General features: G+C 59.8%; 21 protein-coding genes and 1 other RNA gene. 13 read left to right on the forward strand and 9 right to left on the reverse strand.

Annotated elements, in window-relative coordinates; all coding sequences use genetic code 11:
* Positions 1-16: 16 nt before the first annotated feature.
* Positions 17-616 carry a lysophospholipid acyltransferase family protein gene (locus LPB072_RS09810; protein WP_066088209.1) on the reverse strand — a complete coding sequence of 200 codons (600 nt, stop codon included), beginning with the start codon at positions 614-616 and terminating at the stop codon, positions 17-19.
* A gap of 266 nt (positions 617-882) precedes the next feature.
* Between LPB072_RS09810 and LPB072_RS09815 the strand changes: the two genes are divergently transcribed.
* The 3 genes from LPB072_RS09815 (at position 883) to LPB072_RS09830 (ending at position 5382) form a co-directional block, all read left to right on the forward strand.
* Positions 883-1713: an alpha/beta fold hydrolase gene (locus tag LPB072_RS09815; RefSeq protein ID WP_066088361.1), complete on the forward strand. Its 831-nt coding sequence runs from the start codon at positions 883-885 to the stop codon at positions 1711-1713.
* A gap of 637 nt (positions 1714-2350) precedes the next feature.
* Positions 2351-3847 (forward strand): MBOAT family O-acyltransferase, encoded by a 1497-nt coding sequence (locus LPB072_RS09820; RefSeq protein ID WP_066088206.1) that lies wholly within the window; start codon positions 2351-2353, stop codon positions 3845-3847.
* Positions 3848-3849: 2 nt separating this feature from the next.
* Positions 3850-5382, forward strand: coding sequence for an alginate O-acetyltransferase AlgX-related protein (locus LPB072_RS09830; protein WP_082876817.1), 1533 nt, complete (start codon positions 3850-3852; stop codon positions 5380-5382).
* Between the two features lie 314 nt (positions 5383-5696).
* On the opposite strand, the gene ffs is transcribed toward LPB072_RS09830, so the two are convergent.
* Positions 5697-5793: signal recognition particle sRNA small type (gene ffs / locus LPB072_RS09835), an RNA gene on the reverse strand.
* A 74-nt stretch (positions 5794-5867) separates the two neighbouring features.
* On the opposite strand from ffs, the gene dnaX reads away from it, so the two are divergent.
* From dnaX to LPB072_RS09860, 5 genes are all read left to right on the forward strand, one after another.
* On the forward strand, positions 5868-7838 hold the full coding sequence (dnaX, locus tag LPB072_RS09840) for a DNA polymerase III subunit gamma/tau (protein ID WP_066088198.1): 1971 nt from the start codon (positions 5868-5870) through the stop codon (positions 7836-7838).
* 51 nt (positions 7839-7889) lie between these two features.
* Entirely contained in the window at positions 7890-8222 is a 333-nt protein-coding gene (locus LPB072_RS09845; protein ID WP_066088195.1) for a YbaB/EbfC family nucleoid-associated protein, read from the forward strand.
* Positions 8223-8347: 125 nt separating this feature from the next.
* The gene (gene recR / locus LPB072_RS09850) at positions 8348-8953 is read left to right on the forward strand and encodes a recombination mediator RecR (RefSeq protein ID WP_066088193.1); all 606 of its coding nucleotides are present in this window, start codon (positions 8348-8350) and stop codon (positions 8951-8953) included.
* A gap of 130 nt (positions 8954-9083) precedes the next feature.
* Positions 9084-9491 carry an MAPEG family protein gene (locus LPB072_RS09855; protein ID WP_066088188.1) on the forward strand — a complete coding sequence of 136 codons (408 nt, stop codon included), beginning with the start codon at positions 9084-9086 and terminating at the stop codon, positions 9489-9491.
* A gap of 176 nt (positions 9492-9667) precedes the next feature.
* A complete protein-coding gene (locus tag LPB072_RS09860) occupies positions 9668-10714 on the forward strand; it encodes an ABC transporter substrate-binding protein (RefSeq protein WP_066088185.1) in 1047 nt (348 codons plus the stop codon).
* Positions 10715-10737: 23 nt separating this feature from the next.
* Here LPB072_RS09860 and LPB072_RS09865 read toward each other — a convergent pair whose 3' ends face one another.
* Together LPB072_RS09865 and gloB are read right to left on the reverse strand one after the other, a co-directional pair.
* Complete coding sequence (locus LPB072_RS09865) at positions 10738-12453, reverse strand: transglycosylase SLT domain-containing protein (protein ID WP_066088180.1); 1716 nt, start codon at positions 12451-12453, stop codon at positions 10738-10740.
* 7 nt (positions 12454-12460) lie between these two features.
* On the reverse strand, positions 12461-13234 hold the full coding sequence (gloB, locus tag LPB072_RS09870) for a hydroxyacylglutathione hydrolase (RefSeq protein WP_066088176.1): 774 nt from the start codon (positions 13232-13234) through the stop codon (positions 12461-12463).
* Between the two features lie 105 nt (positions 13235-13339).
* Here gloB and LPB072_RS09875 point away from each other — a divergent pair, with 105 nt between their 5' ends.
* The 3 genes from LPB072_RS09875 (at position 13340) to LPB072_RS09885 (ending at position 15179) form a co-directional block, all read left to right on the forward strand.
* Positions 13340-14197, forward strand: a complete 858-nt coding sequence (locus tag LPB072_RS09875) for a class I SAM-dependent methyltransferase (RefSeq protein ID WP_066088173.1) — start codon at positions 13340-13342, stop codon at positions 14195-14197.
* A 41-nt stretch (positions 14198-14238) separates the two neighbouring features.
* On the forward strand, positions 14239-14673 hold the full coding sequence (gene rnhA / locus LPB072_RS09880; protein WP_066088170.1) for a ribonuclease HI: 435 nt from the start codon (positions 14239-14241) through the stop codon (positions 14671-14673).
* A 164-nt stretch (positions 14674-14837) separates the two neighbouring features.
* Positions 14838-15179, forward strand: coding sequence for a hypothetical protein (locus tag LPB072_RS09885; protein WP_066088168.1), 342 nt, complete (start codon positions 14838-14840; stop codon positions 15177-15179).
* 8 nt (positions 15180-15187) lie between these two features.
* Here LPB072_RS09885 and moeA read toward each other — a convergent pair whose 3' ends face one another.
* The 4 genes from moeA to LPB072_RS09905 all read right to left on the reverse strand — a co-directional run bounded on the left by moeA (position 15188) and on the right by LPB072_RS09905 (position 19336).
* Entirely contained in the window at positions 15188-16447 is a 1260-nt protein-coding gene (gene moeA / locus LPB072_RS09890) for a molybdopterin molybdotransferase MoeA (RefSeq protein ID WP_066088166.1), read from the reverse strand.
* Entirely contained in the window at positions 16444-17094 is a 651-nt protein-coding gene (gene mobA, locus LPB072_RS09895; protein WP_269148859.1) for a molybdenum cofactor guanylyltransferase MobA, read from the reverse strand. Before mobA ends, moeA begins: the two co-directional genes overlap by 4 nt.
* Positions 17095-17332: 238 nt before the next feature.
* The gene (gene moaA / locus LPB072_RS09900) at positions 17333-18451 is read right to left on the reverse strand and encodes a GTP 3',8-cyclase MoaA (RefSeq protein ID WP_066088163.1); all 1119 of its coding nucleotides are present in this window, start codon (positions 18449-18451) and stop codon (positions 17333-17335) included.
* Between the two features lie 60 nt (positions 18452-18511).
* Positions 18512-19336 carry a metal-dependent hydrolase gene (locus LPB072_RS09905; protein ID WP_066088160.1) on the reverse strand — a complete coding sequence of 275 codons (825 nt, stop codon included), beginning with the start codon at positions 19334-19336 and terminating at the stop codon, positions 18512-18514.
* Between the two features lie 130 nt (positions 19337-19466).
* Here LPB072_RS09905 and LPB072_RS09910 point away from each other — a divergent pair, with 130 nt between their 5' ends.
* Positions 19467-20105 carry a TetR/AcrR family transcriptional regulator gene (locus LPB072_RS09910; RefSeq protein ID WP_066088156.1) on the forward strand — a complete coding sequence of 213 codons (639 nt, stop codon included), beginning with the start codon at positions 19467-19469 and terminating at the stop codon, positions 20103-20105.
* Positions 20106-20176: 71 nt separating this feature from the next.
* Here the strand turns inward: LPB072_RS09910 and LPB072_RS09915 are convergent, their stop codons facing one another.
* On the reverse strand, positions 20177-22240 hold the full coding sequence (locus LPB072_RS09915; protein WP_066088154.1) for a sodium-translocating pyrophosphatase: 2064 nt from the start codon (positions 22238-22240) through the stop codon (positions 20177-20179).
* A gap of 310 nt (positions 22241-22550) precedes the next feature.
* On the opposite strand from LPB072_RS09915, the gene ppa reads away from it, so the two are divergent.
* Entirely contained in the window at positions 22551-23096 is a 546-nt protein-coding gene (gene ppa, locus LPB072_RS09920) for an inorganic diphosphatase (protein ID WP_066088151.1), read from the forward strand.
* Positions 23097-23158: the final 62 nt, after the last annotated feature.

The following is a 23158-nucleotide window of genomic DNA, read 5'->3' on the forward strand; positions in this document are numbered from 1 at the left end:
AGCCTGGTGCGCTTGTTCAGGCGGGCGGGTCGAACTCGAACTGGTCGGCGTTCTTGCCTTTGAAGGGCTTGTAGAACGCCTTGATAGCAGCCATGTCGGCATCGATATCGCCACTGGGCTCAAACAAGGGGCCGAGCCCGCTGCGCTTGTGCGCATAGTCCATAAATGCCATCACGATCGGCACCTGCGCGCTCAGTGCGATGTGGTAGAAGCCGGTTTTCCAATGCCGGGTCTTGCTGCGTGTGCCTTCAGGCGGCACGATCAGTTGCAGGGGCTGTTCGGCATCACGAATGGCCTGGGCACTGGATTCGACCAGGTTGGTCGACTGGCTTCGGTCGACCGGAATGCCTCCCAGCCAACGCATCAGTCCGCCAAAGGGCGCACGAAAAATGCTCGCTTTGCCCATCCAGCGCGGGTGCAACTTGAGCGAAAACGCCACCATGAGCGTCATGGGCAGATCCCAGTTGCTGGTGTGGGGCGCCGCGATCAACACACTTTTTCGCGCATCCGCCCCCAGTTTGCCTTCAATGGTCCAGCCGGCAAGCTTCAGGTAGGTCAGGGAAAAGGCCCTGAACGCGGTGCTGACCAGAGGCGTCGTGAAGATGGTGCGTTGCATAGGGTCGGCAGTATCGCCCATTCAAGGGTCTGTTCCCTGACAAGGCAAAGGTGACAGCGCCGGGCGGTGTTTTCAGCCAGACTGGCGCATGAGGATGGTGTTCAAAATTTCCATGATGCGCGTTCTCCGCCTAACCCTTGCGGGCCGTGGTTTGCGACTCGTGTCTCATGCCGCAAAAGCCGCGCCGCGCACTGCGGGCGTTTTGAACACCACCACCTGGCCCAATCCGCGGTGATTGGGTGCCAATCAGCCCGAAAGAAACGCGCATGCAAACAAGCCTGGAAATCAATGACCTCACCGTTTTAGTGGATGGTGCCGGCCCCACTCTCGTGTTCGTGCACGGCTGGCCTGATGGGCCAGCGTTGTGGGAACCCGCTGTGACCGCGCTCAAGGCTCGCTACCGGTGTGTGCGTGTCACGCTGCCGGGCTTTGATCTGAAGAAGCCTCCCCGCCCGGTGTCTGTGGACGCCATGTGCGGTTTGTTGGCTGAGGTGGTCGACGAAGTGAGTCCCACCGAGCCCGTGACCTTGGTGCTGCACGACTGGGGCTGCTTCTTTGGCTACGAATTTGCGGCCCGCCACCGCAAGCGGGTTGAGGCCGTGGTGGGGGTGGACATTGGTGATACGAACTCGGGGGCATATTTGAGCCAACTGACCCTGAAAGAAAAGCTGCTGATCGCTGGTTACCAACTGTGGTTGGCTGTGGCCTGGAAGCTGGGCCCGTTGTGGCCTGGCATGGCCAGCCGCATGACGCGCTACATGGCCCGGGCGATCGGCTGCCGTACGCCATCCGAAACCATTGCATGGCAGATGAACTACCCCTACGCCATGCAGTGGTTCGGTAGTTTGGGTGGCTTGAGAGGTGTTGCCCGGGTTGGGAAATTTCTGGGCGATGAAGTGCCCACCCTGTTCATTTACGGGCAACGCAAACCATTCATGTTTCACTCCAGGCAATGGGTCCTCAATCTGGCGAAAAAACCGGGTTGCGCTGCACATGGGCTGGAGACAGGGCACTGGGTCATGCGCCAGCAGCCCGAGGCATTCAATACCTTGCTCCTTAATTGGTTGGAGCGACGCCGCGCGGACTCCGGGGTTTGAACCTGCCGGGCTTCAGCTACCCATGGAAAGGGCGTTGAGCCCAACTGAGCTCCAGGCCAGGAGCAGGCGTGCGATCACCCTCGCGGGGCCTGGAAATTCTTGCAACAGGTATTGAAACGCTGGCGTGGCTTGGCGCACGGTTTACCAACCAGGGCAGTTCTGGCTGCTGCTGGCAGTTCCTGGTGGGCGCAGAAGATCTTTGAGGTGAATGCATTCCTCCGGTGACGAAGTGGTCAGCAAATTTGTCGGACTGGCACCGCGCAGCACAAAACAGGACAGAGTCCGTGCGCAATTTGCGATCCGCTATCAGGGCCATCTCATGAAGGTTGCCCCTTATGATATGGCTCCAATTGACCGGCCGCCAATCGTGGCCTATTCCCAGCCTGAACACAAAAAAGCGAACAAACTGGCGGTCTCTTGTCGAGCCACGCTTGCCACGAATCTTCGGTTTCAATGCATGCCGAGATGCTATCTCCCATTCGTTTGCATGCAAGGCCTGTAGGTGTCGGTAAATTGTTCACATTTATCGCAGTCTGCGGCCGGGGCATGGGTGAGTTTTTTGTCTTCAAGATGCGCCCTTTGAGACTCCGTCGCTTCACTGGGCCCAATCAATGCTGGCTTCCATTTTCTGTGTCTTATGATTTTTAGCAGCTGGCAATTTATTCTGTTGTTTTTGCCAGTTACATTTGGCATTTATTTCGCCCTTAATCGCAAAAGATGCTTGCTTGGCGGCAAGCTTTGGCTGGTCTTGGCAAGCCTGTTTTTTTACGCTTACTGGAATTGGACTCACCTGCCATTGATACTTTTATCGATCGGGTTCAACTTTGCCATTGGCTCACACCTGTCAAGAGCGTCCAGCCAGGCGGTTGTAAATGGGTCCGGTGCAGGCATCCGTTATCGGCGGGCGATGCTGGTTTTTGGGATTTCGACCAATTTGGCCATGTTGGCCTATTACAAATACGCCAATTTTTTCGTGGCCAATCTGAACCTGATAAACGGCCTCGAGATCGGATTGAATGAGATTGCATTGCCGCTGGCTGTAAGCTTCTTTACGTTTACCCAGATTGTCTATCTGGTGGACAGTTTTCGAGGTGAAACCAGTCAATATGATCTTCTGAATTATTCCTTGTTTGTTACCTTTTTCCCGCACCTTATTGCCGGACCCATTGTGCAGCACAGTCAAATCATGCCGCAGTTTTCGTCTCGGTGGACTTGGGTGCCAAGAGAGTCAAATATTTTGAAGGGGCTGTTCATATTTTCCATTGGCCTGGTGAAGAAGCTGGTAATCGCCGATACCTTTGCAGTGTGGGCAGATGCCGGTTTTGATGGGCGTGGCGATTTGGATTTCTACAGCGCGTGGATCAGCAGCCTTTCCTATACGCTTCAACTGTATTTCGACTTCAGTGGTTATTGTGATATGGCGATCGGCATCTCTTTGCTTTTCAATATTGTTCTGCCAATCAATTTCAACTCACCCTACAAGGCATTGAATATCCAGGACTTTTGGCGCAGGTGGCATATCACCCTGAGCAATTTTTTAAGAAATTTTCTCTATATTCCATTGGGTGGAAACCGAAATGGGGCAGGCTTCACCGCGGTCAACTTGATGATCACGTTTGCTTTGGGTGGGCTTTGGCACGGTGCGTCCTGGATGTTTGTGATTTGGGGTTTGTTGCATGGCTCGGCCCTGGTGGTGCACAGGGTCTGGCAAACAACACGTGTCAAGATCCCTGTGTGGATGGCCTGGTTGCTGACTTTTCTTTTTGTCAATTTTTCCTGGGTCTTCTTTCGCGCAAAGGACGGAACAAGTGCACGGCGCATGCTTGATGGCATGATCAACTGGAAATCGATGGGCTTTATCCCTGTTGAAAACATACCGTCAACAGGTCTGGCCAGAACAGGCTGGATGGCAGACCACCTGCTGTGGTTGTTTCCCTCACATCTCGTGGCCCAACTTCCAGCTGGACTGATGTTGGTGTTTGGCTTTTTCCTGTTGTGTCGAAAAAACACAATGGAGCTTGCAGTCGGTGAAATGAACACATTGAAAATGTCCATTACCGTGGTTTTTCTTGCGTTGTCTGTGTGCTTGGCCTTGATCAGCACGAGTGCGGTTTTTCTCTATTTCAACTTTTGATCATGATGAAGAGAAAATCGATTCGTGTGCTGGGCGCGTCCGCCTTGCTCGTGCTGTTGCTGCCTGTCGCAAATTTGACGGCTTGGCGAACACCAGATGCGTTGCCTTGCTGCAGTCGCGCATCTTTGTTCAATGTGGATGCATTGCTTGGGTGGGTGAGCGCCGGGCTCTTTCGCGTTGGCGTGAGCATTGCCCCAGATCGATCGGTTATTGGAAAATCGGACTGGTTGTATTTGGGAGATGGGTATGAGGGTTCATTGTCGCAAGCCCGGCTGCCCGGACGACCAGATCACGTGGCGAAGGGGCAGGCATTCGCCCGGGGCGCTGCTCGCTGGTCGGCCTTTTTTCAATCGCAGGGTGTCCGGTCTTTCCAGATCATGGTGGCCCCGAGCAAAGAGAGCATTTATCCTGAGTTTCTGCCCAATTGGGTTCACCCGCCCCGGCATGGCGTGACCGATGCCATTTTTCAAGGCTTGGGAACATCGGTATTTGAGGATTTGCGAGTGCCATTGCTGGCTGCGAAATCCCATGAACCTGAGCGGCTGTTTTTTAAATTCGATACCCACTGGAACATGGTTGGGGCGTCGTATGCGTTTCAAGCATTTGCCAAGCGCATGAAACTGCTGGATCCCGAGTTGAAATGGCCGGATGCTTCGAGCTATCAGGTATTCGACCTGGTTTCCACCGACCGAGGCGATCTGGCCGAGTTTTTGAGGCTGGGGTCGATGAGTGAAAAACTCCCGATTCTCGAGATGAACCGTCTTGCACCGACGTTTGCACGCCATGGGTATGGAAGCGGCCAGGTTATCGACCCTGTTGGCGTTGCCGGAGCCAGGGTGTCACTGACCCGCCCAATCGTGACAAAGAATGCGCATGCGTTGAACCGTTCGCGTGTTTTGTGGCTTTCGGACTCGTTTGGCGCGCACCTGGCCGACCCGATGAGTACCACCTTTTCCGATGTTGTCAGGGTGCATTGGGACCGAGCTTATGAGGATGGAGGCATGTTGGTGAGAATGGTCCGCGAATGGAATCCAGATTTCGTTTTCGTCACCGTGGCCGAGCGTTCGCTTCATGGCATCAAGTTTGAGACCTTTCTGCAATACGCGCCCTTTCCCGCGACAGAACCTTCGTTTGATCACCTGACCGCAATTCCTCTGGCCATGCGCTCCGTGAAAGGACTGGCCAAGGGCGATGAAGAAGGGGTGTTCGAGGTGGTTTCGGACGCTCCTTCGATGATGCTGAGTGCCCCCGCCGACATCGATGCAATGGGTGGTGGTGCATTTTTGTTGGCCATGACCTGTTTGGACAAATCGGCCTCCCTTCCTGTGCAGGCGTTTTGGAAGCCTTCCTCGGCCGCCGGATTTGATCGCGACCATGCACAGCGGTTTTTGCATGTTGGCGAACGCAGCATGGTGCCTTTACCCGAAGCGAGCATCGCCAAGATCCGGGATGTGCGACTTGATTTGAAAACGAACGGATTTTGTAAGCGGTTCCGGTGGGACAGTTTGAGCTTTGTCGGGACAGAGATCCCATAAAACACAGGCGTTTGAAGCCACTGCACCCATTCCGGGCCGCAGCATGGCGGCAATATCACACCGCGTGCTGCGGGTCTGTTTGATGCATCAAAGGGCGGGTGTTTCAGACGACCGCCGCATAGCCGGGTGACGCCGAAGGGATCGATCGGCCCAGTCGCACGCTTCAGGCTTGGGCGCGTCGAGGCCTTTGCCATGGTGGCCCGCTGACCCTCATGGGGGGAGGCCCGCACCTCAGGCAGAAGCGGGCGTCCGAAAGGCATGCAAGCCCTTGATGTGGCTGGCTGTTTTGACCCTTTGGAGGGTCTGCTGAATAAGGTGACGAGCCTTGACCCCGGCACTGACTCCACAGTTAGGGCTGCTTGGTTCCCCATCTGACCCGGTTGGCCGCTTCACCATGCGGGAAGGCCCGTCGGGGTCAATTGTAGGCGATGAGCAAGGCCGTGGGTTGAGCGTGGCTATTTTCCGCCGCACCTTAGAATCTCCCCATGTCGTCATATGTTGTCCTGGCCCGCAAATACCGTCCGCGCAATTTCGCCGAGATGGTGGGGCAGTCGCACGTTGTGCAGGCGCTGAGCAACGCGCTGACGTCGCAACGGCTGCACCATGCCTATTTGTTCACAGGCACCCGGGGCGTGGGCAAGACCACCGTGTCGCGTATTTTGGCCAAATCGCTCAACTGCCTGGGCGCAGACGGGCAGGGCGGCATCACCGCCGAGCCTTGCGGCGTGTGCCAGTCATGCACCGATATCGATGCGGGCCGGTTTGTTGACTACACCGAGCTGGATGCCGCCTCGAACCGGAGCGTCGGCGAGATGCAGACGTTGCTGGAGCAGTCGGTCTACAAACCCGTCCAGGGACGCTTCAAGGTCTTCATGATCGACGAGGTACACATGCTGACCGGGCATGCCTTCAACGCCATGCTCAAGACGCTTGAAGAGCCACCCGAGTATTTGAAGTTCGTTCTGGCCACGACCGATCCGCAAAAAGTGCCTGTGACGGTGCTGTCTCGTTGCCTGCAGTTCAATTTGCGGCCCATGGCGCCGCAGACGGTGCAGGAACACCTGCAGCATGTGTTGCAGGCAGAAGGCGTGAGCGCCGAGCCCAACGCGCTGCGCCTGATTGCCCGTGCGGCGCGTGGCTCGATGCGCGATGCTTTGTCGTTGACCGATCAGGCCCTGAGCTTTGGCGCTGGCGAGTTGCCCGAGGCCGTGGTGCGCCAGATGCTGGGCGCGGTTGATCGAACCCATGTGTTTCAGTTGATTGATGCGCTCGGGCAAGGGGATGGTGCCACCGTGGTGAATACCATCGACGGGTTGCGCGTGAATGGCCTGAATGCGGCTTCCACGCTTGAAGAAATGACCACGGTCTTGCAACGCATGGCGGTGGTTCAGGCGGTGCCCGACCACGCCAATGTGGCGTCTGCACTTGACGACCCCGATGCGGTGGAAATCGAGCGACTGGCACACAGCATGCCCGCAGACGAAACCCAGCTGCTCTACAGCCTGTGTTTGCACGGTCGCGCAGAGCTGGGGCTGGCACCTGATGAGTACGCGGCCCTGACCATGGTGCTGCTGCGTTTGCTGGCTTTCAAACCCGCCGGCGCTTCAGTGGAAAAAAAAACTCTGAAATCGGCGCCTGAGGCGCGGCCAGAGTCAAAGTCTCAGGGAACGCCAGACGGGCCAGAAGCGCTTGGGCGCCCTGATTCCCCACCCCAGGTCGCGCCACTCAAGGCTGCGCCAGCTGCGGCAAGGCCGGTTTTGACCGCCGTGCCGGTCCATGCAACCCGCTCGACAACCCCCCCAGGGCCTGCAGCGATGCCCATAGCGGCGCCACTGGCCGGATCTGGCCAGACTGCACAACCGGCATCCGCCTTCAACGCCGAGGATGAGGGTGGGGCTGAGTCCGAAGATGACGCACCACCTTGGGAGTCTCTGTCCACTGAGCGGCCCGAACCTGCGGTGGTGGCTCGGTCGATGAGGTCCATTCCGGTTCGCGAAGCCGGTGTGTCCACGCGGCTGGATCAACGGCGTGAGCCTGAAGAAAAAGCTTCGGCCAGAGAGCTGCAAAGCACGCCCGAGGGAGACTTCTGGATGGGCTTGGTTCAGGCCCTGATTCAGGCAGAAGCGGTCACCGCCCTGGTGCGCGAACTGGCGCTGCAATCGCAGCTGGTGGCGCGCGATGGCGAACGTTGGCTGCTGCGCGTGGAGCGGGAATCACTCAGCCAGTCCAATGCACCCGATCGACTGGCCTCGGCATTGGCGACCCTTGAACACAGGGCCCAGGTGGTGGTGGAAATTGGTACCGTCAACGACTCACCTGCGCTCAGGCTGGCCGCGCTCGCGGCGCAAAAACAGCGTGAAGCCGAGGCCATCATCATGGGCGATGCGTTCGTCCAGTCGGTGGTGCGCGACTTTGGCGGCAAAATCGTGCCAGGCACACTGAAAGCAACCGGTTGAGCCCGCTGTGCGGGTTTGGCAATTTATTTTTTTCGATCTACAAGGAAAACCATGTTCAACAAAGGACAACTCGCCGGCTTGATGAAACAGGCGCAGGCGATGCAAGACAACCTGAAGAAGGCACAGGACGAACTGGCTTTCGTGGAAGTGACTGGTGAAGCCGGCGCTGGCCTGGTGACGGTGCTCATGACGTGCAAGCACGATGTGAAGCGCGTGACCATTGACCCCAGCTTGCTGGCTGAAGACAAAGACATGCTGGAAGACCTGGTGGCGGCAGCGTTCAATGCCGCGGTGCGCAAGGCAGAAGAAACCAGCAACGAGAAAATGGGCAAGCTCACAGCCGGCATGCCTGGCCTGCCGGGCGGCATGAAGCTCCCGTTCTGAGACGCCTGAATCTGGCTCTCTTTTTGACAGCGAGGGTTCGATATCTGCGGCAGTGGTTTTTTGACCTCCGCTTGATTTCCTGTCCGCTGATCGCGCCTCCAGGCGCCTCTCTCCAATGAAGTGCCATGGCCGACAACCATTCCCTTGAACTGCTGGTTCAAGCGCTCAAGCGCTTGCCGGGGGTCGGCGTCAAGTCGGCTCAACGAATGGCCTTCCATCTGTTGCAGCATGACCGCGAAGGGGCTGTGCATCTGGCGCAGGCGCTTCAGCACGCGTGTGCTCAGGTGCGGCATTGCGAGCTGTGCCACACGTTTACCGAGGCTGCGGTATGCCACACCTGTCTCGATGTGCGCCGCGATCGCAGTCAGCTGTGTGTGGTGGAAAACCCTGCCGATCAGGCCGCTTTGGAACGCACCGGTGCCTACAAGGGCTTGTTCTTCGTACTCATGGGCAAGCTCAGTCCGCTGGATGACGTGGGCCCTAAAGACATTGGTTTGCAAAAGTTGTTTGACCGTGTTGACGTGATCGTGGATGGCGAACGTGAGGTGCGCGAAGTGATTCTTGCCACCAATTTCACCGCAGAAGGCGAAACCACGGCGCATGTGATTGCTCAAGCGCTCAAGGCGCGGGGCGTGAACGTGACCCGCCTGGCGCGCGGCGTGCCGGTCGGCAGTGAGCTCGAGTATGTCGATCTGGGCACCATCGCTCATGCGCTTGTGGACCGGCGATAAGGGTGGCCGCGGCCCGATGCTCTCGCGGTTTTCAGCTGCGACTTGGCAGCCCATCTGTCTGGCTCGCTGCCACGGGCCTCACTGGAGCAGCCCGTTCGAGCAGGCATTCATCGTTTGCTAAGGAATTGAGATGATTGTTTCCACTGGTTTGACCCTGGCCTATTGGTGTGTTTTTGTCGCGTCCATGTTGCCCATCGTTTGCGCAGGCCTGGCGAAATGGGGCATGTTTGGCAAGGCCAGGCGCGATGGGGGGTACGACAACCACCTGCCGCGCACATGGCTGGCCAGCCAGAAAGACTGGAGGGCGCGGGCCAACGCAGCGCAGGCCAACAGCTTTGAGGCTTTGCCGTTTTTTATAGGCGCGGTGATCATTGCGCACCAAATGAATGCCTTGCAGGTTCGGGTGGACTTGCTGGCATTGGCCTTTGTGCTGCTGCGCATGGTTTACATCTTGTTGTATGTGGCCAATCAAGCAAGTGCCCGCAGCGTTGTATGGGCGATGGCACTGGCAGCCAATATTGCGCTGTTGTTTGTGTGATCGCGGCCTGAGGCCGTGGACGGCGAGGCGATGGAAAACGGGCCCGGCGCTGCTTAACTTTTGCTTGCAATTCGGCTCGGTGTAAACCCGCTTGGGATTGCTCCCGATGCGCCATTTGGCGAGCGTCACTATTCTTGTTTCTGCTGATCATTTGGTGCATCAGATAAAGGGTAGGAATGTTGAATCGCCGTGATTGGGGTCAGTGGTGCGCAGCGACCGTGTTGGTCAGCGGCGCTGCTGGCGTGCAAGCGGCTTCTGCTGCAAGCCTGGCTGGTGGTTCGCAGCGCCTCGTTGTGGCCGTGGCCAACAAGGCTGCGTTTTGTTATCTGCCACTGACCATCGCCGAACGTCTGGGGTACTTCGCCGCCGAAGGCCTGGCGCTGGAGGTGAGGGAATATGCCGATGCCTCTGCGGCAGTCCGGGCTTTGCTGGATGGCTCGGCCCAGATGCTTTCAGGCTCCTATTCCACAACCCAGATGATGCGTGCTCATGACGAGTACCTCTCCGCTATCCTGATGCAGGCGCTGGCCCCTCAAATCGTGCTGGGGGCCTCCCACCGGACCATGCAGAGCTTTCGGAGTGCGCGCGACCTGAGGGGGCGGCGCATTGGTGTCACGGCACTGGGTTCGGCAAGCCATCGCATTGCAAGTCTGGCCTTGAACCGGGCCGGGATACGACCGCAGGATGTGCGCTTTGTTCCGCTCAGCAGCCCCGTCGATATGTTGGCGGCCTTTCGCGGGGGTGAGATTGATGCACTTTGCCACCCCGACCCACTGATCACGCGCCTGGAGCAATCGGGAGAGCTGCGGGTTTTGCTCGATACCCGGACGGTGCGTGGAACCAAAGAGCTGTTTGGTGGGCCTTTGCCGGCTGCCTGCCTGGCTGTCACCACGGAATGGATGGCTGCCAATCCAGTCATGTGTCAGGCTTCTGCCAACGCAATGGTGCGCGCTTTGAAATGGTTGCGAACGGCTGGCCCGTCCGATATCAACAAGGCGGTTCCGGAGGCCTATTTTCAAGGCGACCGAAGCTTGTATCTGGCTGCGTTTGAACGCGCCCGCGAAGCGTGGGCTTCTGACGGGGTCATGCCTGAATCAGGGCCGCAGACGGTTGCCAATATGCTGAGGCGCTTCAGTGAAATCCCCGAGTTGGATGACAAGCGCCTGAGCAGCACCTTTACCAATCAGTTTGCGCTGAAAGCCAAGACCCGCTTTCGGGCCTGAGGGTCAGCCAAACGGTGGATGGGTCAGGAGCGCTTTTTCTTCTTGGCTGGCGATGATTTGGCCGGGGACTTCTTGGCCGAGCTGCTTTGTGCTTTTGAGGTTCGGCTGTTCTTGCTGCTGCGCGTCGCGGAGGCCCGCTTGACTTTGATCTTCACCCTGGATGATTTGCTCGTCTTGCTCGAACTCGACGAGCGCTTGGCCGCCAGTTGGCTTTCCCGGATCACAACCACCTTGGCACTTTGGCTGGACGATCCTGCCACAGCCAGGCGCTGACCGGTGCGCAGCCGGGCACGGGCCGACAGGTTGTTGAGCTTGGCGAGATCGGCCGTGCTCATGCCGTAGCGCCGGGCAATACCGCTCAAGGTGTCGCCAGACCGCACTCTGACGCTCGCGCGCCGGGCAACCGCTTCTGGTTGCAGGCTCAGGCGGGCGTTGTCCGCGACATACTCGCTCACGTCGTTGTCGCGTTGCGAGCTGCGCGCCACCAGCAGGCTGGAACCAGCCCGAACCTGCATGCGTGGCGGGATGTTGTTGACGCTGCGCAGTTCGGATTCGCTCATGCCCACGCGCCTGGCTGCCTCACTGACAGAAAGGGTGCTGGGAACCACCCACACTGTCCAGGAGGCCAGCGGGCCCTTGTGCTCGGCGAGCCGGCGTTCGAATACGTTGGCGTTGTCCCATGGCAAAAGAATCTGAGGCGTACCGGCAGACATGACGACAGGCTGCTTCAGCGAAGGGTTGAGGGCGCGGAAATCGGCTTCGTTGATCTCGGCCAGCCGAATGACCAGCGCCACATCAATATCCTGGGAGATGGAAATGGCATCAAAGAACGGGTGGTTGCCAATGTCGGGCAGCTGGGCGTTGAACGTCTCCGGGAAGGCCACGATGTTTTTCACGGCCTGAAGTTTTGGCACGTACTGACGTGTTTCCGTGGGCATGTCCAGGCTGTTGTAGTCGGTGGGCAGACCGGCCTGCTGGTTGCGGGTGATCGCTCGGTTGACGTTGCCCTGGCCCCAGTTGTAGGCGGCCAGCGCCAGGTGCCAGTCACCAAAGCGGTCGTGGAGCTGTTGAAGGTAGTCGAGTGCGGCCTGTGTCGACGCCAGCACATCGCGGCGATCATCGCGGAACACGTTCTGCTTCAGGTCAAACGATTCGCCCGTTGCGGGCATGAATTGCCACATCCCGGCGGCGCGGGCACTGGAGACGGCCTGGGGGTTGAACGCGCTCTCGATGAAGGGCAGCAAAGCCAGTTCGGACGGCATGCCACGGCGCTCGATTTCTTCAACGATGTGAAACAGGTACCGGTTCGAGCGGTCCGTCATGCGTTGCAGGTAATCGGGGCGGCTGGCATACCACTGCTCTTTGTCGCGTACCAGATCGCTGTTGAGGTCGGTCATGGCAAACCCGCGCCGAATGCGATCCCAGATGTCGTTGGGTGCGGCCAGTGAGGCCACCGATCGGCTGCTGACCGTCGAAGCTGTGATGGGACTGAGCGGCGCGCTGTACACCGCTTTGGGAGCATTGGCGACAGCGGGCGCCGGCCTCACCACTTCTGGCGCATTCACCGTTGACGACCCGGTCGAGGTGGGTGCTGGCTTGACCGCAGCGGCTTTGCGTGGATCGACCACGCCCACGCAACCGGCGAGAAACACGCCCAGGCTCAATGCGAGGAAGGCGGCAAGCCGGGTGGTTGATGACCTGGCCCGGGTGGGCTTTTTGTGTAAAGGCGTGGCAGACATATGGGCTCTAAAACTGGTTTTTCCATTCGCGCAGGGTGGCAAACACGGCCTGCGCATCGGGATGGTTGACTTCTGGCGCGCGAATGGTCGCGGCGCGAACCACATCGGGCTCGGTGCAACGCAGAAATGGATTGATGGATTTTTCAAGTCCCAGATTGCTGGGCAAGGTGGGTTTGCCCAGTGATCGCAGATCCGCGCACTTTCGGGCGTGGGCCTGCAATGCCTGGTTGTTGGGTTCCACCGCCTGCGCAAAACGCAGATTGGCCAGGGTGTATTCATGGGTGCAGCACACCCAGGTGTTGTCAGGCAGCGCTGCAAGGCGAGAAAGTGAGGCGTGCATCTGGGCCGGGGTGCCTTCAAAAAGGCGCCCGCAGCCAGCAGAAAACAGCGTGTCGCCGCAAAAGAGCAGCGGTTCTCCCGAGACATCGGGGCAGAAATAGGCGATGTGGCCCAGTGTGTGGCCTGGCACCGCAATCACGGTGAAGTTGTGACCCAGAACGGTCACGTTCTCGCCATCATCTACCCGTTGCAAGGGTTCTGGCATGGTCTCGCGCACAGGGCCGATCACCCGCGCACCCGTGCGCTCCCGCAACTCGGCAACACCACCGGTGTGATCGGGATGGTGGTGGGTGATGAGGATGGTGTCGAGCGAGACAGCTTCAGAGGCTAGCCACGCCAGCACACCGGCAGGCTCACCCGGGTCGACCACGACGGCGCGCTGGCCATCGTGCATGGCCCATATGTAGTTGTCGGAAAAAGCGGGTATCGGGAAAGGTGTCATGGGGATGAATCCGATGGCGCGGGAAGTAAGGACGTGTAGAGTACGCGAAGGATTCGCCAGTCTGGCGCGATCTGCCTGTTCAGCCCTCCGCTTTCCCAACGCTCCATGAGCTCTGCAATTATAAGTTTGACCGAATGGTTTCAAACCCCGCCCGGGCGCTATTTGCTCGAATGGGAACGGACTCAGTTTGACCAGTCGGTGGCCAACCTGTTTGGTTACAACGCGTTGCAACTTGGGCTGCCGGAATTGCCAACGCTGGAAACCAACCGAATGCCTCATCGCTGGCTGGCGTTGCCGGAAGAACTGGTGAGTTTGGTGCCAGAAAGCAGTGAGAAGGTGTTGTTTGGAGGCGCGCGAGGAGGGGCAGGCTCGCCTGGTTCCGCGCAACACGGTCGGGCAGGCCTTGCGGCCCGAGTGGCATTGGTCACGAATGCCGCTGCCTTGCCGTTTCCTGAGGCCAGCCTAGATCTATTGGTGTTGCCACATACCCTGGAGCTCAGCGCCGATCCTCATCACGTTTTGCGTGAGGTGGAGCGCGTGCTGGTTCCCGAAGGCCGGGTGGTGATTTCTGGCTTCAACCCATACAGCCTTTGGGGCCTGCGCCAGGCCCGGGCTCGGTGGGCCTCGCGGATTGGATTGGGTGGGCTAGGGGTCTCGCGGCTGTATTTGCCTGAAGCGGGCGACTTCATCGCGACCGGGCGCTTGAAAGACTGGCTGCGGCTCTTGAGCTTTGAAGTAGAGTCGGAGCGCTTTGGCTGCTATCGGCCGGCGGTGAAAACCGAAAAATGGCTGCAGCGCATGGCCTGGATGGACCGCGCCGGGCGACGCTGGTGGCCCGTTGTGGGTTCGGTCTATTTCGTGGTGGCGGTGAAGCGGGTGCGCGGCATGCGATTGCTGGGCCCGGCATGGAAGCCGCGCCGATCACAGGCTGCTGTTCCCGCATCGGTAACGAACCGCCAGTAAAGAAGGCGGATGCGGGTTGGATATTTGATGGAGTATTTGTTTTGAATCCTGTGGTGATCTACACCGATGGCGCTTGCAAGGGCAACCCGGGCCCTGGTGGCTGGGGCGTTTATCTGAAGGCTGGCGGCCATGAAAAAGAACTGTGGGGTGGCGAGCGTGAAACCACCAACAACCGAATGGAACTCACCGCTGTGATTGAGGCATTGGCCGCGCTCAAGCGGCCTTGCCAGGTGGCCTTGTACCTCGACAGTGAATACGTGCGCAAAGGCATCACCGAGTGGATCCATGGCTGGAAGGCCAAGGGCTGGAAGACGGCGGCCAAACAACCCGTGAAGAACGCCGATTTGTGGAAACAGCTGGATGCACTCGTGCATGGTGGCATCCACAAGATCGAGTGGCACTGGGTGAAGGGCCATGCCGGCGATCCGGGCAACGAGCGTGCCGATGCGCTGGCGAACCGCGGTGTGCCGATGTGAGTTCGCTGCGGTGGAGAATGGCTGCAGCGGTATGGATTCGCCCATGAAGTCTGCCTGTTCTGCGAAACCACGCAGTCCTTTTGGCCAACGCTGGTTTGGTCGCAACCGTTCGAAGAACATTGACCGCGGTCGAGATGAACTGATGCGCGACGGCTTCGTTTGAAGTGCCCGGCACTGGCGAAGCGGCGGGTGAAGCCTTGGGCTCGCTGGATATCGGTGTGGATGCCGACGAACTGGCCATTCCGCTGGCGTCGCTTTACGTGGTCTATGTGGCCCCGGTGTTGCTTGCGGAGGTTGTGGTGGACGGCGCCATTTCCTATGCCTTGTACCGCCGGGTGAAGCACCAGGAGCGTCGCCACTGGCTTCGGGGTGTTTTCCGGCACACCGTCAGGCCCTTTGTGGCGACAGCGGTGTTTCTGACCGGACTCGGTTGGGGCATGGTGACCTATGCGCGCGGAGCCCAGTCCATCGGGAAGGTCATGGCCAATGGGCGCGTTGCGCGCTGAGCCTCGGCCTAGATCACGCCGTCAAACAGCATCACTTCGACCCTGTCGCCCACAGCGATATCGCCTTGTTCATGGTTCAACACCATCAGGCCGTTGGCTTGCACCATGGAGTTGAGCAGGCCTGAGCCCTGGGGACCTGTGGTGCGCACGCTGAGCTGACCCTGTGTGTCGCGCTCCACAATGCCGCGTGGGTATTCGGTGCGGCCAGGTCGCTTGCGGATCGGCTCGGTGCAACGGGCCTGGAGCAGCACAGGCGCAGGCGCTTCATAACCCATCAGCCGTTGCAGCGCCGGCCGCACAAAGATGAGAAACGTCACCATGGCCGCCACGGGGTTGCCCGGCAGGCCGAACAACCACGCCTTTTTGTCCGCTGCTGAGCGCAGTTGCCCAAAGGCCATGGGTCGGCCCGGGCGCATGGCGACACGCCAGAAGTTGACGTCGCCCATCTGCGCCATGATGGCGCGGGTGTGGTCGGCGTCACCCATGCTGACGCCGCCGCTGGTCACGATGGCGTCGGCCTCTCGTGTGGCGGTGTCGAACGCTGCATGCATGGCCGCGGGCTGGTCGGGCACCACGCCCATGTCGATCACTTCAACGCCCATGCGGGCGAGCAGGCCGGTCAGTGTGTAGCGGTTGCTGTCGTACACCGCACCTTCGCGCGGGGCCTGGCCCAGGCTCAGGATCTCGTCGCCGGTTGAAAAATAGGCGACACGAAGCGGCCGGTAGACAGTCAAGGTTTGTAGGCCGAGACTCGCCAGCAGGCCGAGGGCGGCGGGGGTGACTCGTTGCCCGGCGCGCAAGGCAGGCTGGCCGGCCATGAGGTCTTCGCCTTTGCGGCGCCGGTTGGCGCCGGTTTTGAGCTGGCTGGCGTCGAACTGCACTGTGTCAGCACCTGAAGTGGTGAGTTCCAGCGGCACCACGGTGTCCAGGCCCGTGGGCATGATCGCACCCGTCATGATCTTCACGCATTCGCCGAGCTGCAAAGCCTGGGTCCAGGCTTTGCCGGCCAGCGCGGTACCGACCACTTTCAGGGCAACTGGCCCGCCACTGGCCAGGCAAGCGCCATCAAACGCGTAGCCGTCCATGGCCGAATTGTCGTGAGGTGGCACGCTGATAGGAGAGACCACGTCCTGCGCCAATACGCGGTCCCGAGCCTGTCGAAGGTCGATGTGTTCGGTATCGCCGATGGGCGAAAGCTGTTGGCGCAACCGCTGTTGCACTTGCTCGACGCTGAGGTCGGCCGGCGGCGAAGGGTTTGGGGCAGTCATGGGCTAACGTGGCCGCTGCGGGCCTCAATGGCGCGCAGGCTTTCCAGGGTATTGATGTTGGCGAAGGCGGCGGGATCATCGCTTGGGCGGTTGAAAGACGCTTCGACGGTGCGATGCAGCCCCATCCATTGGCCGACCTTGCGACCGCCGCTGCGAATGTACTGCTCCAGGTGGTCAGCGAGCTTGACCTGCATCAGCGCGAACACAGGTTGGCGCCGCAAGATGCCCCGCTCGTCGGGCGCGGTGGCCAAGGCAATCTCGGCTTCAGCCGCTTCTTGAAAGGCCTGGGCCAAACGCTCGACGATGTCGACCGGAAAACGGGGGGCGTCGCAAGGCACTGTCATCAGGTAGCGCGTGGTGCATTGCCGAAGGCCGGTCAACATGCCCGCCAGCGGTCCCGGCTGGTCGGGCAGCGTATCCGGCCAAACCGGCTGCCCCCAAGCTTCGTAAACGTCTAGATGGCGGTTGGCGTTGACCGCGTATGCGGCAATCAACGGGTTCTTGGCGCTTTGCAGTCTCGACAACGCATGCAGCGCAAGCGGCACGCCACTGAGCGTTTGCAGACCTTTGTCAACGCCACCCATGCGCGTGGCCTGACCGCCCGCAAGCACCAGAGCGGTGATGTCTCCGCGCTGTATCTGCCTCAAGTCAGAACCTCATCGCGCACCAGAGGCCTGAAACCTTCCGCACTGCCGGCGCAGGCTTTGACAGAGCGAAGAGTCAGCGATTGAGACGATGACCCGGTATCGAAGGCACGGGGAATGGGTAGGCAACCTCCGGCGCGAGGTGTCTCCACCCAGCGATCACGGTGGAACCGGCTTGGCCGGGCCACACGTGATGTCCCCCTGGGGGGGTGACGCAAAGCGGCGCGGGGGGGGACCAAAACTACCCTCCGATGTAACTCATCTCCACCCGCTTGCCCGAGGCCGGGCCGGCATCGGCGGGAAGGCTGGCACGAAGCTCTGAATAGCGGTCGCTGCGGCCTTGCCAGATGCCTGCGATGGCGCTGGCGAGCTCTTCGTCGCTGGCGCTGCCTCGCACGAGCGGGCGCAAGTCGTGGCCCTGGTTGGCGAAGAGGCAAAGGTAGAGCTGGCCTTCGGTGGATAGGCGGGCGCGGTTGCAATCGCGGCAGAAAGCCTGCGTGACGCTGCTGATGACGCCAATTTCTCCTGAGCCATCGGCATAGCCCCAGCGCTCCGCGGTTTCACCGGGCGCCGACGGGTCGAGCTGCACCAGCGGCAGCTCGCTTTGAAGCAGTTGAATCACTTCGGCGCTGGGCATCACTTCGTTCATGCGCCAGCCGTTGGTGGCCCCCACATCCATGTATTCGATGAAGCGCAGCACAATGCCGGAGCCTTTGAAATGGCGCGCCATGGGCAGTATCTCTTGCTCATTGGTGCCGCGCTTGACCACCATATTGACTTTGATCGGGCCCAGGCCCGCCTTCAAGGCTGCGTCGATGCCTCGCAGCACATCGGCCACCGGAAAGTCCACATCGTTCATGGAGCGGAAAATGGCGTCATCCAGGCCATCGAGGCTGACGGTGACACGCTGCAGGCCTGCGTCTTTCAGTGCTTGAGCCTTGCGCGCCAGCAAGGAGCCGTTGGTGGTAAGTGTGAGGTCCATCGGCTGGCCTTCAACCGTGCGAAGCGCTGCGAGTTGCGCGATCAGGACTTCAACGTTTTTGCGCAGCAATGGTTCGCCGCCGGTTAGGCGAATTTTTTGCACACCATGCGCGGCGAACTGCCTGGCCAAGCGTGTGATTTCTTCGAAGCTGAGCAGGGCACTGTGGGGCAGGTATGGGTAGTTCTTGTCGAACACTTCCTTGGGCATGCAATAGCTGCAGCGGAAGTTGCAGCGGTCGGTCACGCTGATGCGCAGGTCGCGCAGCGGTCGGCGCAAGGTGTCGGTGAGCTGACCCGTGGCGGGGATTGCCTTGGCAGGCAATTTCACTGCGCGCGAGGCGGTGCGTTGATCAACCAGGGGAATGACGCGTTCGGACATGGCCTGATTATGGTGGAGCGCCGCTGGTTGACCGGGTTTGTCGCCGAAGGCGCAAGGGCTTTAGGCTGCAGCGCCCACTGGTTTGTAGAGATCGCGGTTCTCGGCCAGCCATTGTTCGGAGAGCCCGCTGGTCTGTTGATTGGGGTGGAAATTGGCTTGAAAATACTGGCGCCATGCGCCGTGGCTCTGGCGGAGCAGGCCTTGCTTGCCCAGCAAGTGACGCCAGGCGCTGGCCCAGGTTGACCGTCGCCACAGCGTGCCGTCGCGTTGCAGGTTGTTGGCCGTCTGGCGCAGTGTATCGATCAGGAAGATCCAGGTCACGCGCTTCATCCAGCGCGAACGCCATTCAAGGGTGCCGCCCAGCGCCTGGTACAGGTCGAAGGCCGTGCTCTTGTGTTCGGCTTCCTCGGCGCTGTGCCACAGCCACATGGCTTTCAGGCGCGGTTCGCAGCCACTCAGCAATTCAGGTCGGGCGAGCAGCCATTCGGCGAAAAGGGCTGTGAAGTGTTCGTTGGCAGCGGTCACGCCCAGAGGGTGGCGCGGATCCACGTCGCCCATCATCGCCAGCCGCTTTTCGGCCCGGCGTTCCCAGGCGTTGTCCAGCCCTTGGTCTTTCAGGTGTTTGTTGAACAGCCCATGGATGCGGCGGTGGGTCGCCTCTTGCCCCACAAAACCCTGTACCTCCTCTTGCAGTTCAGCTTGCTTCTCGGGAGACAAGGCCTTGAAGCCCTTTCGAACCGAGTCGATGAAAAACTGCTCGCCTATCGGAAAGCTCATGGAGAGGGCGTTGAACCAGGCGGTCAGAAAGGCATCGCCACCGCACCAGTGTCGGGCGATGGGTTGTTCGAGGTCGATGAGCAAACGGCGAACGGTCAAGGCTGTCATGTCAAAAAAACTCCAGTTGGTACTTGTTGGTACCGGCTTCTGGATGTTGCCTGCCGTCGCATGCTGTGTCAAGCCAGGTTCGGAAAAGCCAACTCAGCAAATCCGCAAACTGGCCCTAAGATAGGTGGCCATGCTCGACGCCACGATCTCCCCTCAGCCCTCTGATGTGCCACATCCGCACTTGTCCCGTCTGCTGCAGGGGATGGCGGAAGTGGTGCAGCAAAAGGCCTATGCTGCGATCACCATTGCCGATATCGTGCAGATGGCAGGCGTTTCCAAACGCAGTTTTTACGAACACTTTGACAGCAAAGAGGCCTGTTTCCTTGCGCTGTACCGTGCGGCAAGCGCTTCGGCTTTGCGCACCCTGCGTGAAGCGGTTGTGCCCGACCAGCCTTGGCAGAGCCGGGTTGAGCAGGGATTTCAAGCCTACTTCTCTCACCTTGCTGCCGGCGCTGGCTTGTTGCGGGCTTTGTTCATCGATATTCACTACCTCGGTGAACCTGGTGCGCAGGCGCGGCGCGATGTGATGCAGGCCCTCGCAGCCTTCATGCTGGACACGGTCAACGACCTGCCCAGCGACGCCACAGCACGAGCGACCCTCTCACCCGAACTGGCCATGGCGGCCGTGGGGGGCATCAACGAATGGCTGCTGATGGCGATAGAGACCGATCAGGTGGCAAAACTGGCTGATTTGACAGCAACAGCCAGCCAGCTGGTTTACCTGTTGATGCAGGCACCAGTGCGCGGCAGCGCAGGCGCCGAACCATAAAAAATGCCCCGCGACGCCAAGGGCATCGCGGGGCATCGGGTGGCGCCAATTGTGGTCCGGCGCGAGAGGGGTCAGCCGGCCATTGGCAGCAATGGCACGATGAGCAAAGCCACAATGTTGATGATTTTGATCAACGGGTTGACTGCTGGACCTGCCGTGTCCTTGTAGGGATCGCCCACGGTGTCGCCGGTCACAGCCGCTTTGTGGGCTTCAGAGCCTTTGCCGCCGTGGTGACCATCTTCAATGTACTTCTTGGCGTTGTCCCAGGCACCGCCGCCGGTGCACATGGAAATGGCCACGAACAGGCCGGTCACGATGGTTCCCATCAGCATGCCGCCCAACGCTTGAGGCCCGAGGAACAAGCCGACCAGAATCGGCACCACCACGGGCAACAGGCTGGGGATCACCATTTCCTTGATGGCAGCCGAAGTCAGCATGTCGACAGCGCGGCCATATTCCGGTTTGGCTGTGCCTTCCATGATGCCGGGAATCTCCTTGAACTGGCGGCGAACTTCAACCACCACGGCACCTGCAGCCCGGCCGACGGCTTCCATGGCCATCGCGCCGAACAGGTAGGGAATCAGCCCGCCGATGAACAGTCCCACGATCACCATGGGATCGCTCAGGTCAAAACTCACCTTGTGGCCATAGGTTTCCAGTTTGTGGGTGTAGTCGGCGAACAGCACCAACGCGGCCAAGCCGGCCGAGCCGATGGCGTAGCCCTTGGTCACCGCTTTGGTCGTGTTGCCCACTGCGTCCAACGGATCGGTGATGTCACGCACGCTGCTGGGCAGCTCTGCCATCTCGGCGATGCCGCCAGCGTTGTCGGTGATTGGGCCGTAGGCATCGAGTGCAACCACGATGCCGGCCATGCTCAGCATGGACGTCGCCGCGATGGCGATGCCGTAGAGGCCGGCGAGCGAGTAGGCGGCCATGATGGCGATGCAGACACAAATCACCGGCCAGGCGGTGGAGCGCATCGAGACACCCAGGCCAGCGATGATGTTGGTGCCGTGGCCCGTGGTGGATGCCTGTGCAATGTGTTGCACGGGTGAGTACTGCGTGCCCGTGTAGAACTCGGTGATCCACACCAGTGCGGCCGTGAGGATCAGGCCCACGGCGCAGGCGCCGAAGAGGCGCATGTGGCTGCCGGTTTCGGTGATGGCGTTGTCGGGCATGACCGCGACGGTAACGAAGTAGAACGCAATCAGCGACAACACCCCGGCGATGGCCAGGCCCTTGTACAGCGCAGGCATCACGTTTTTCATGCCTGGGGTCGCTTTGACAAAGTAGCAACCCACGATCGACGCAATGATGGACACCCCGCCGAGCACCAAGGGGTAGATCGCCGCCTGCATGGTGGCCGCATGCACCATCAAGGCGCCCAGTACCATGGTGGCAATCAGCGTCACGGCATAGGTCTCAAAGAGGTCGGCTGCCATACCGGCACAGTCGCCCACGTTGTCGCCCACGTTGTCGGCGATCACAGCCGGGTTGCGAGGGTCATCTTCCGGAATACCGGCTTCGACCTTGCCCACCAGATCGGCCCCCACATCGGCGCCTTTGGTGAATATGCCGCCGCCCAGTCGGGCAAAAATGGAGATCAGCGAAGAGCCAAAAGCGAACCCGATCAGCGGGTTGAGCAGTTTGGCCATTTCAGCGCCAGTGCCTGAAGGGCCTGTGCCCAGCAGGTACCAGAAAAAAGCGGTCACACCCAGCAGGCCCAGGCCGACCACCAGCATGCCGGTGATGGCACCGCCGCGGAAGGCAACGTCCAGTGCAGGCCCGATGCCTTTCGTCGCAGCTTGGGCGGTTCGCACGTTGGCGCGCACAGAAACGTTCATGCCAATGAATCCGCAAGCACCCGAGAGCACAGCGCCGAGCACGAAGCCAACGCCCGTTTGCAGGTCAAGAAACACGGCTATCAGGATGGCCAGCACAACACCCACGATGCCGATGGTTTTGTACTGCCGAGCCAGGTAGGCGGCGGCACCGGTCTGAATGGCGCCAGCAATTTCCTGCATGCGGGCGTTGCCGGGGTCTTGGGCAAGAATCCAGCTTCGAGACCAGAAGCCATAGCCGACGGCCACCAGTCCACATACAAGCGCAAAAATCAGCGCAGATTGTCCAACCATAAAAAGTTCTCCTACATTTTTTTGACTTGGAGGGGGCAACGCTTTGAGGCTGCCCCCGCTGCGTTGCTTCCTCGAGTCCCGAACCGCTGCGTGGAGTGCGCGTCGATGTAGGGCGATTGGCCAACAACGCCAATTTAGCCGTTATTGCTGCCTTTGGGCAGCCCCAGGTGAAGGGAAGTAAGGCAGGAATCAGTAAAATCAGGGTAAATCCCAGCACGCGCATCGTCCGGTTGCGCCGTGTCAGATGGTCCCCAGTGCCTTTGGCTGCTGGTCTGGACTGCTTTTTTTCAATCAACTCTCAGAAAAGCCCATGTCTCTTGACAACGTCACCCCCGGCAAGAACGCGCCCGAAGCCTTCAACGTGATCATCGAAATTCCGATGAACGCCGATCCAATCAAATACGAAGTGGACAAAGAAACAGGCGCGATTTTTGTCGACCGTTTCATGAGCACCGCCATGCACTACCCGACCAACTACGGCTATGTGCCGCAGACGCTGTCGGGCGATGGCGATCCTGTGGATGTCTTGGTGATCACGCCTGTTCCGCTGATTCCTGGCGTGGTGGTGCCCTGCCGCGCCATTGGTATCTTGATGATGGAAGACGAAGCCGGTATGGACGGCAAAGTTCTGGCTGTGCCCATCGACAAAATTCTGTCGATCTACACGCAGTGGCAGAAACCCGAAGACCTGAATCCCATGCGTCTGAATACGATTCAGCATTTCTTTGAGCACTACAAAGACCTGGAGCCAGGCAAGTGGGTGAAGATTCTGGGTTGGGAAGGCAAAGACGCTGCCATCAAGGAAATCACCGACGGCATTGCTGCCTACAACGCAGACAAGGCCAAGAACGCCTGATCATTCTGGTTTCCTGCGGCGTGCTTTGGTGCGCCGCCTACAAGCAAAACAAAACGCCTGCG

It is taken from the genome of Hydrogenophaga crassostreae (genome assembly GCF_001761385.1).
Lineage (GTDB): Bacteria > Pseudomonadota > Gammaproteobacteria > Burkholderiales > Burkholderiaceae_C > Hydrogenophaga > Hydrogenophaga crassostreae.

What these genes read in the sequence shown, in the direction of transcription:
- LPB072_RS09845 (WP_066088195.1), top strand. Translation starts at nt 7,890, where the DNA reads ATGTTCAACAAAGGACAACTCGCCGGCTTGATGAAACAGGCGCAGGCG.
- LPB072_RS09875 (WP_066088173.1), top strand. Translation starts at nt 13,340, where the DNA reads ATGAGCTCTGCAATTATAAGTTTGACCGAATGGTTTCAAACCCCGCCC.
- LPB072_RS09830 (WP_082876817.1), top strand. Translation starts at nt 3,850, where the DNA reads ATGATGAAGAGAAAATCGATTCGTGTGCTGGGCGCGTCCGCCTTGCTC.
- LPB072_RS09815 (WP_066088361.1), top strand. Translation starts at nt 883, where the DNA reads ATGCAAACAAGCCTGGAAATCAATGACCTCACCGTTTTAGTGGATGGT.
- LPB072_RS09915 (WP_066088154.1), bottom strand. Translation starts at nt 22,240, where the DNA reads ATGGTTGGACAATCTGCGCTGATTTTTGCGCTTGTATGTGGACTGGTG.
- dnaX (WP_066088198.1), top strand. Translation starts at nt 5,868, where the DNA reads ATGTCGTCATATGTTGTCCTGGCCCGCAAATACCGTCCGCGCAATTTC.
- LPB072_RS09860 (WP_066088185.1), top strand. Translation starts at nt 9,668, where the DNA reads ATGTTGAATCGCCGTGATTGGGGTCAGTGGTGCGCAGCGACCGTGTTG.
- moaA (WP_066088163.1), bottom strand. Translation starts at nt 18,451, where the DNA reads ATGTCCGAACGCGTCATTCCCCTGGTTGATCAACGCACCGCCTCGCGC.
- recR (WP_066088193.1), top strand. Translation starts at nt 8,348, where the DNA reads ATGGCCGACAACCATTCCCTTGAACTGCTGGTTCAAGCGCTCAAGCGC.
- ppa (WP_066088151.1), top strand. Translation starts at nt 22,551, where the DNA reads ATGTCTCTTGACAACGTCACCCCCGGCAAGAACGCGCCCGAAGCCTTC.
- moeA (WP_066088166.1), bottom strand. Translation starts at nt 16,447, where the DNA reads ATGACTGCCCCAAACCCTTCGCCGCCGGCCGACCTCAGCGTCGAGCAA.
- LPB072_RS09810 (WP_066088209.1), bottom strand. Translation starts at nt 616, where the DNA reads ATGCAACGCACCATCTTCACGACGCCTCTGGTCAGCACCGCGTTCAGG.
- LPB072_RS09910 (WP_066088156.1), top strand. Translation starts at nt 19,467, where the DNA reads ATGCTCGACGCCACGATCTCCCCTCAGCCCTCTGATGTGCCACATCCG.
- LPB072_RS09865 (WP_066088180.1), bottom strand. Translation starts at nt 12,453, where the DNA reads ATGTCTGCCACGCCTTTACACAAAAAGCCCACCCGGGCCAGGTCATCA.
- LPB072_RS09905 (WP_066088160.1), bottom strand. Translation starts at nt 19,336, where the DNA reads ATGACAGCCTTGACCGTTCGCCGTTTGCTCATCGACCTCGAACAACCC.
- gloB (WP_066088176.1), bottom strand. Translation starts at nt 13,234, where the DNA reads ATGACACCTTTCCCGATACCCGCTTTTTCCGACAACTACATATGGGCC.
- LPB072_RS09820 (WP_066088206.1), top strand. Translation starts at nt 2,351, where the DNA reads ATGATTTTTAGCAGCTGGCAATTTATTCTGTTGTTTTTGCCAGTTACA.
- LPB072_RS09855 (WP_066088188.1), top strand. Translation starts at nt 9,084, where the DNA reads ATGATTGTTTCCACTGGTTTGACCCTGGCCTATTGGTGTGTTTTTGTC.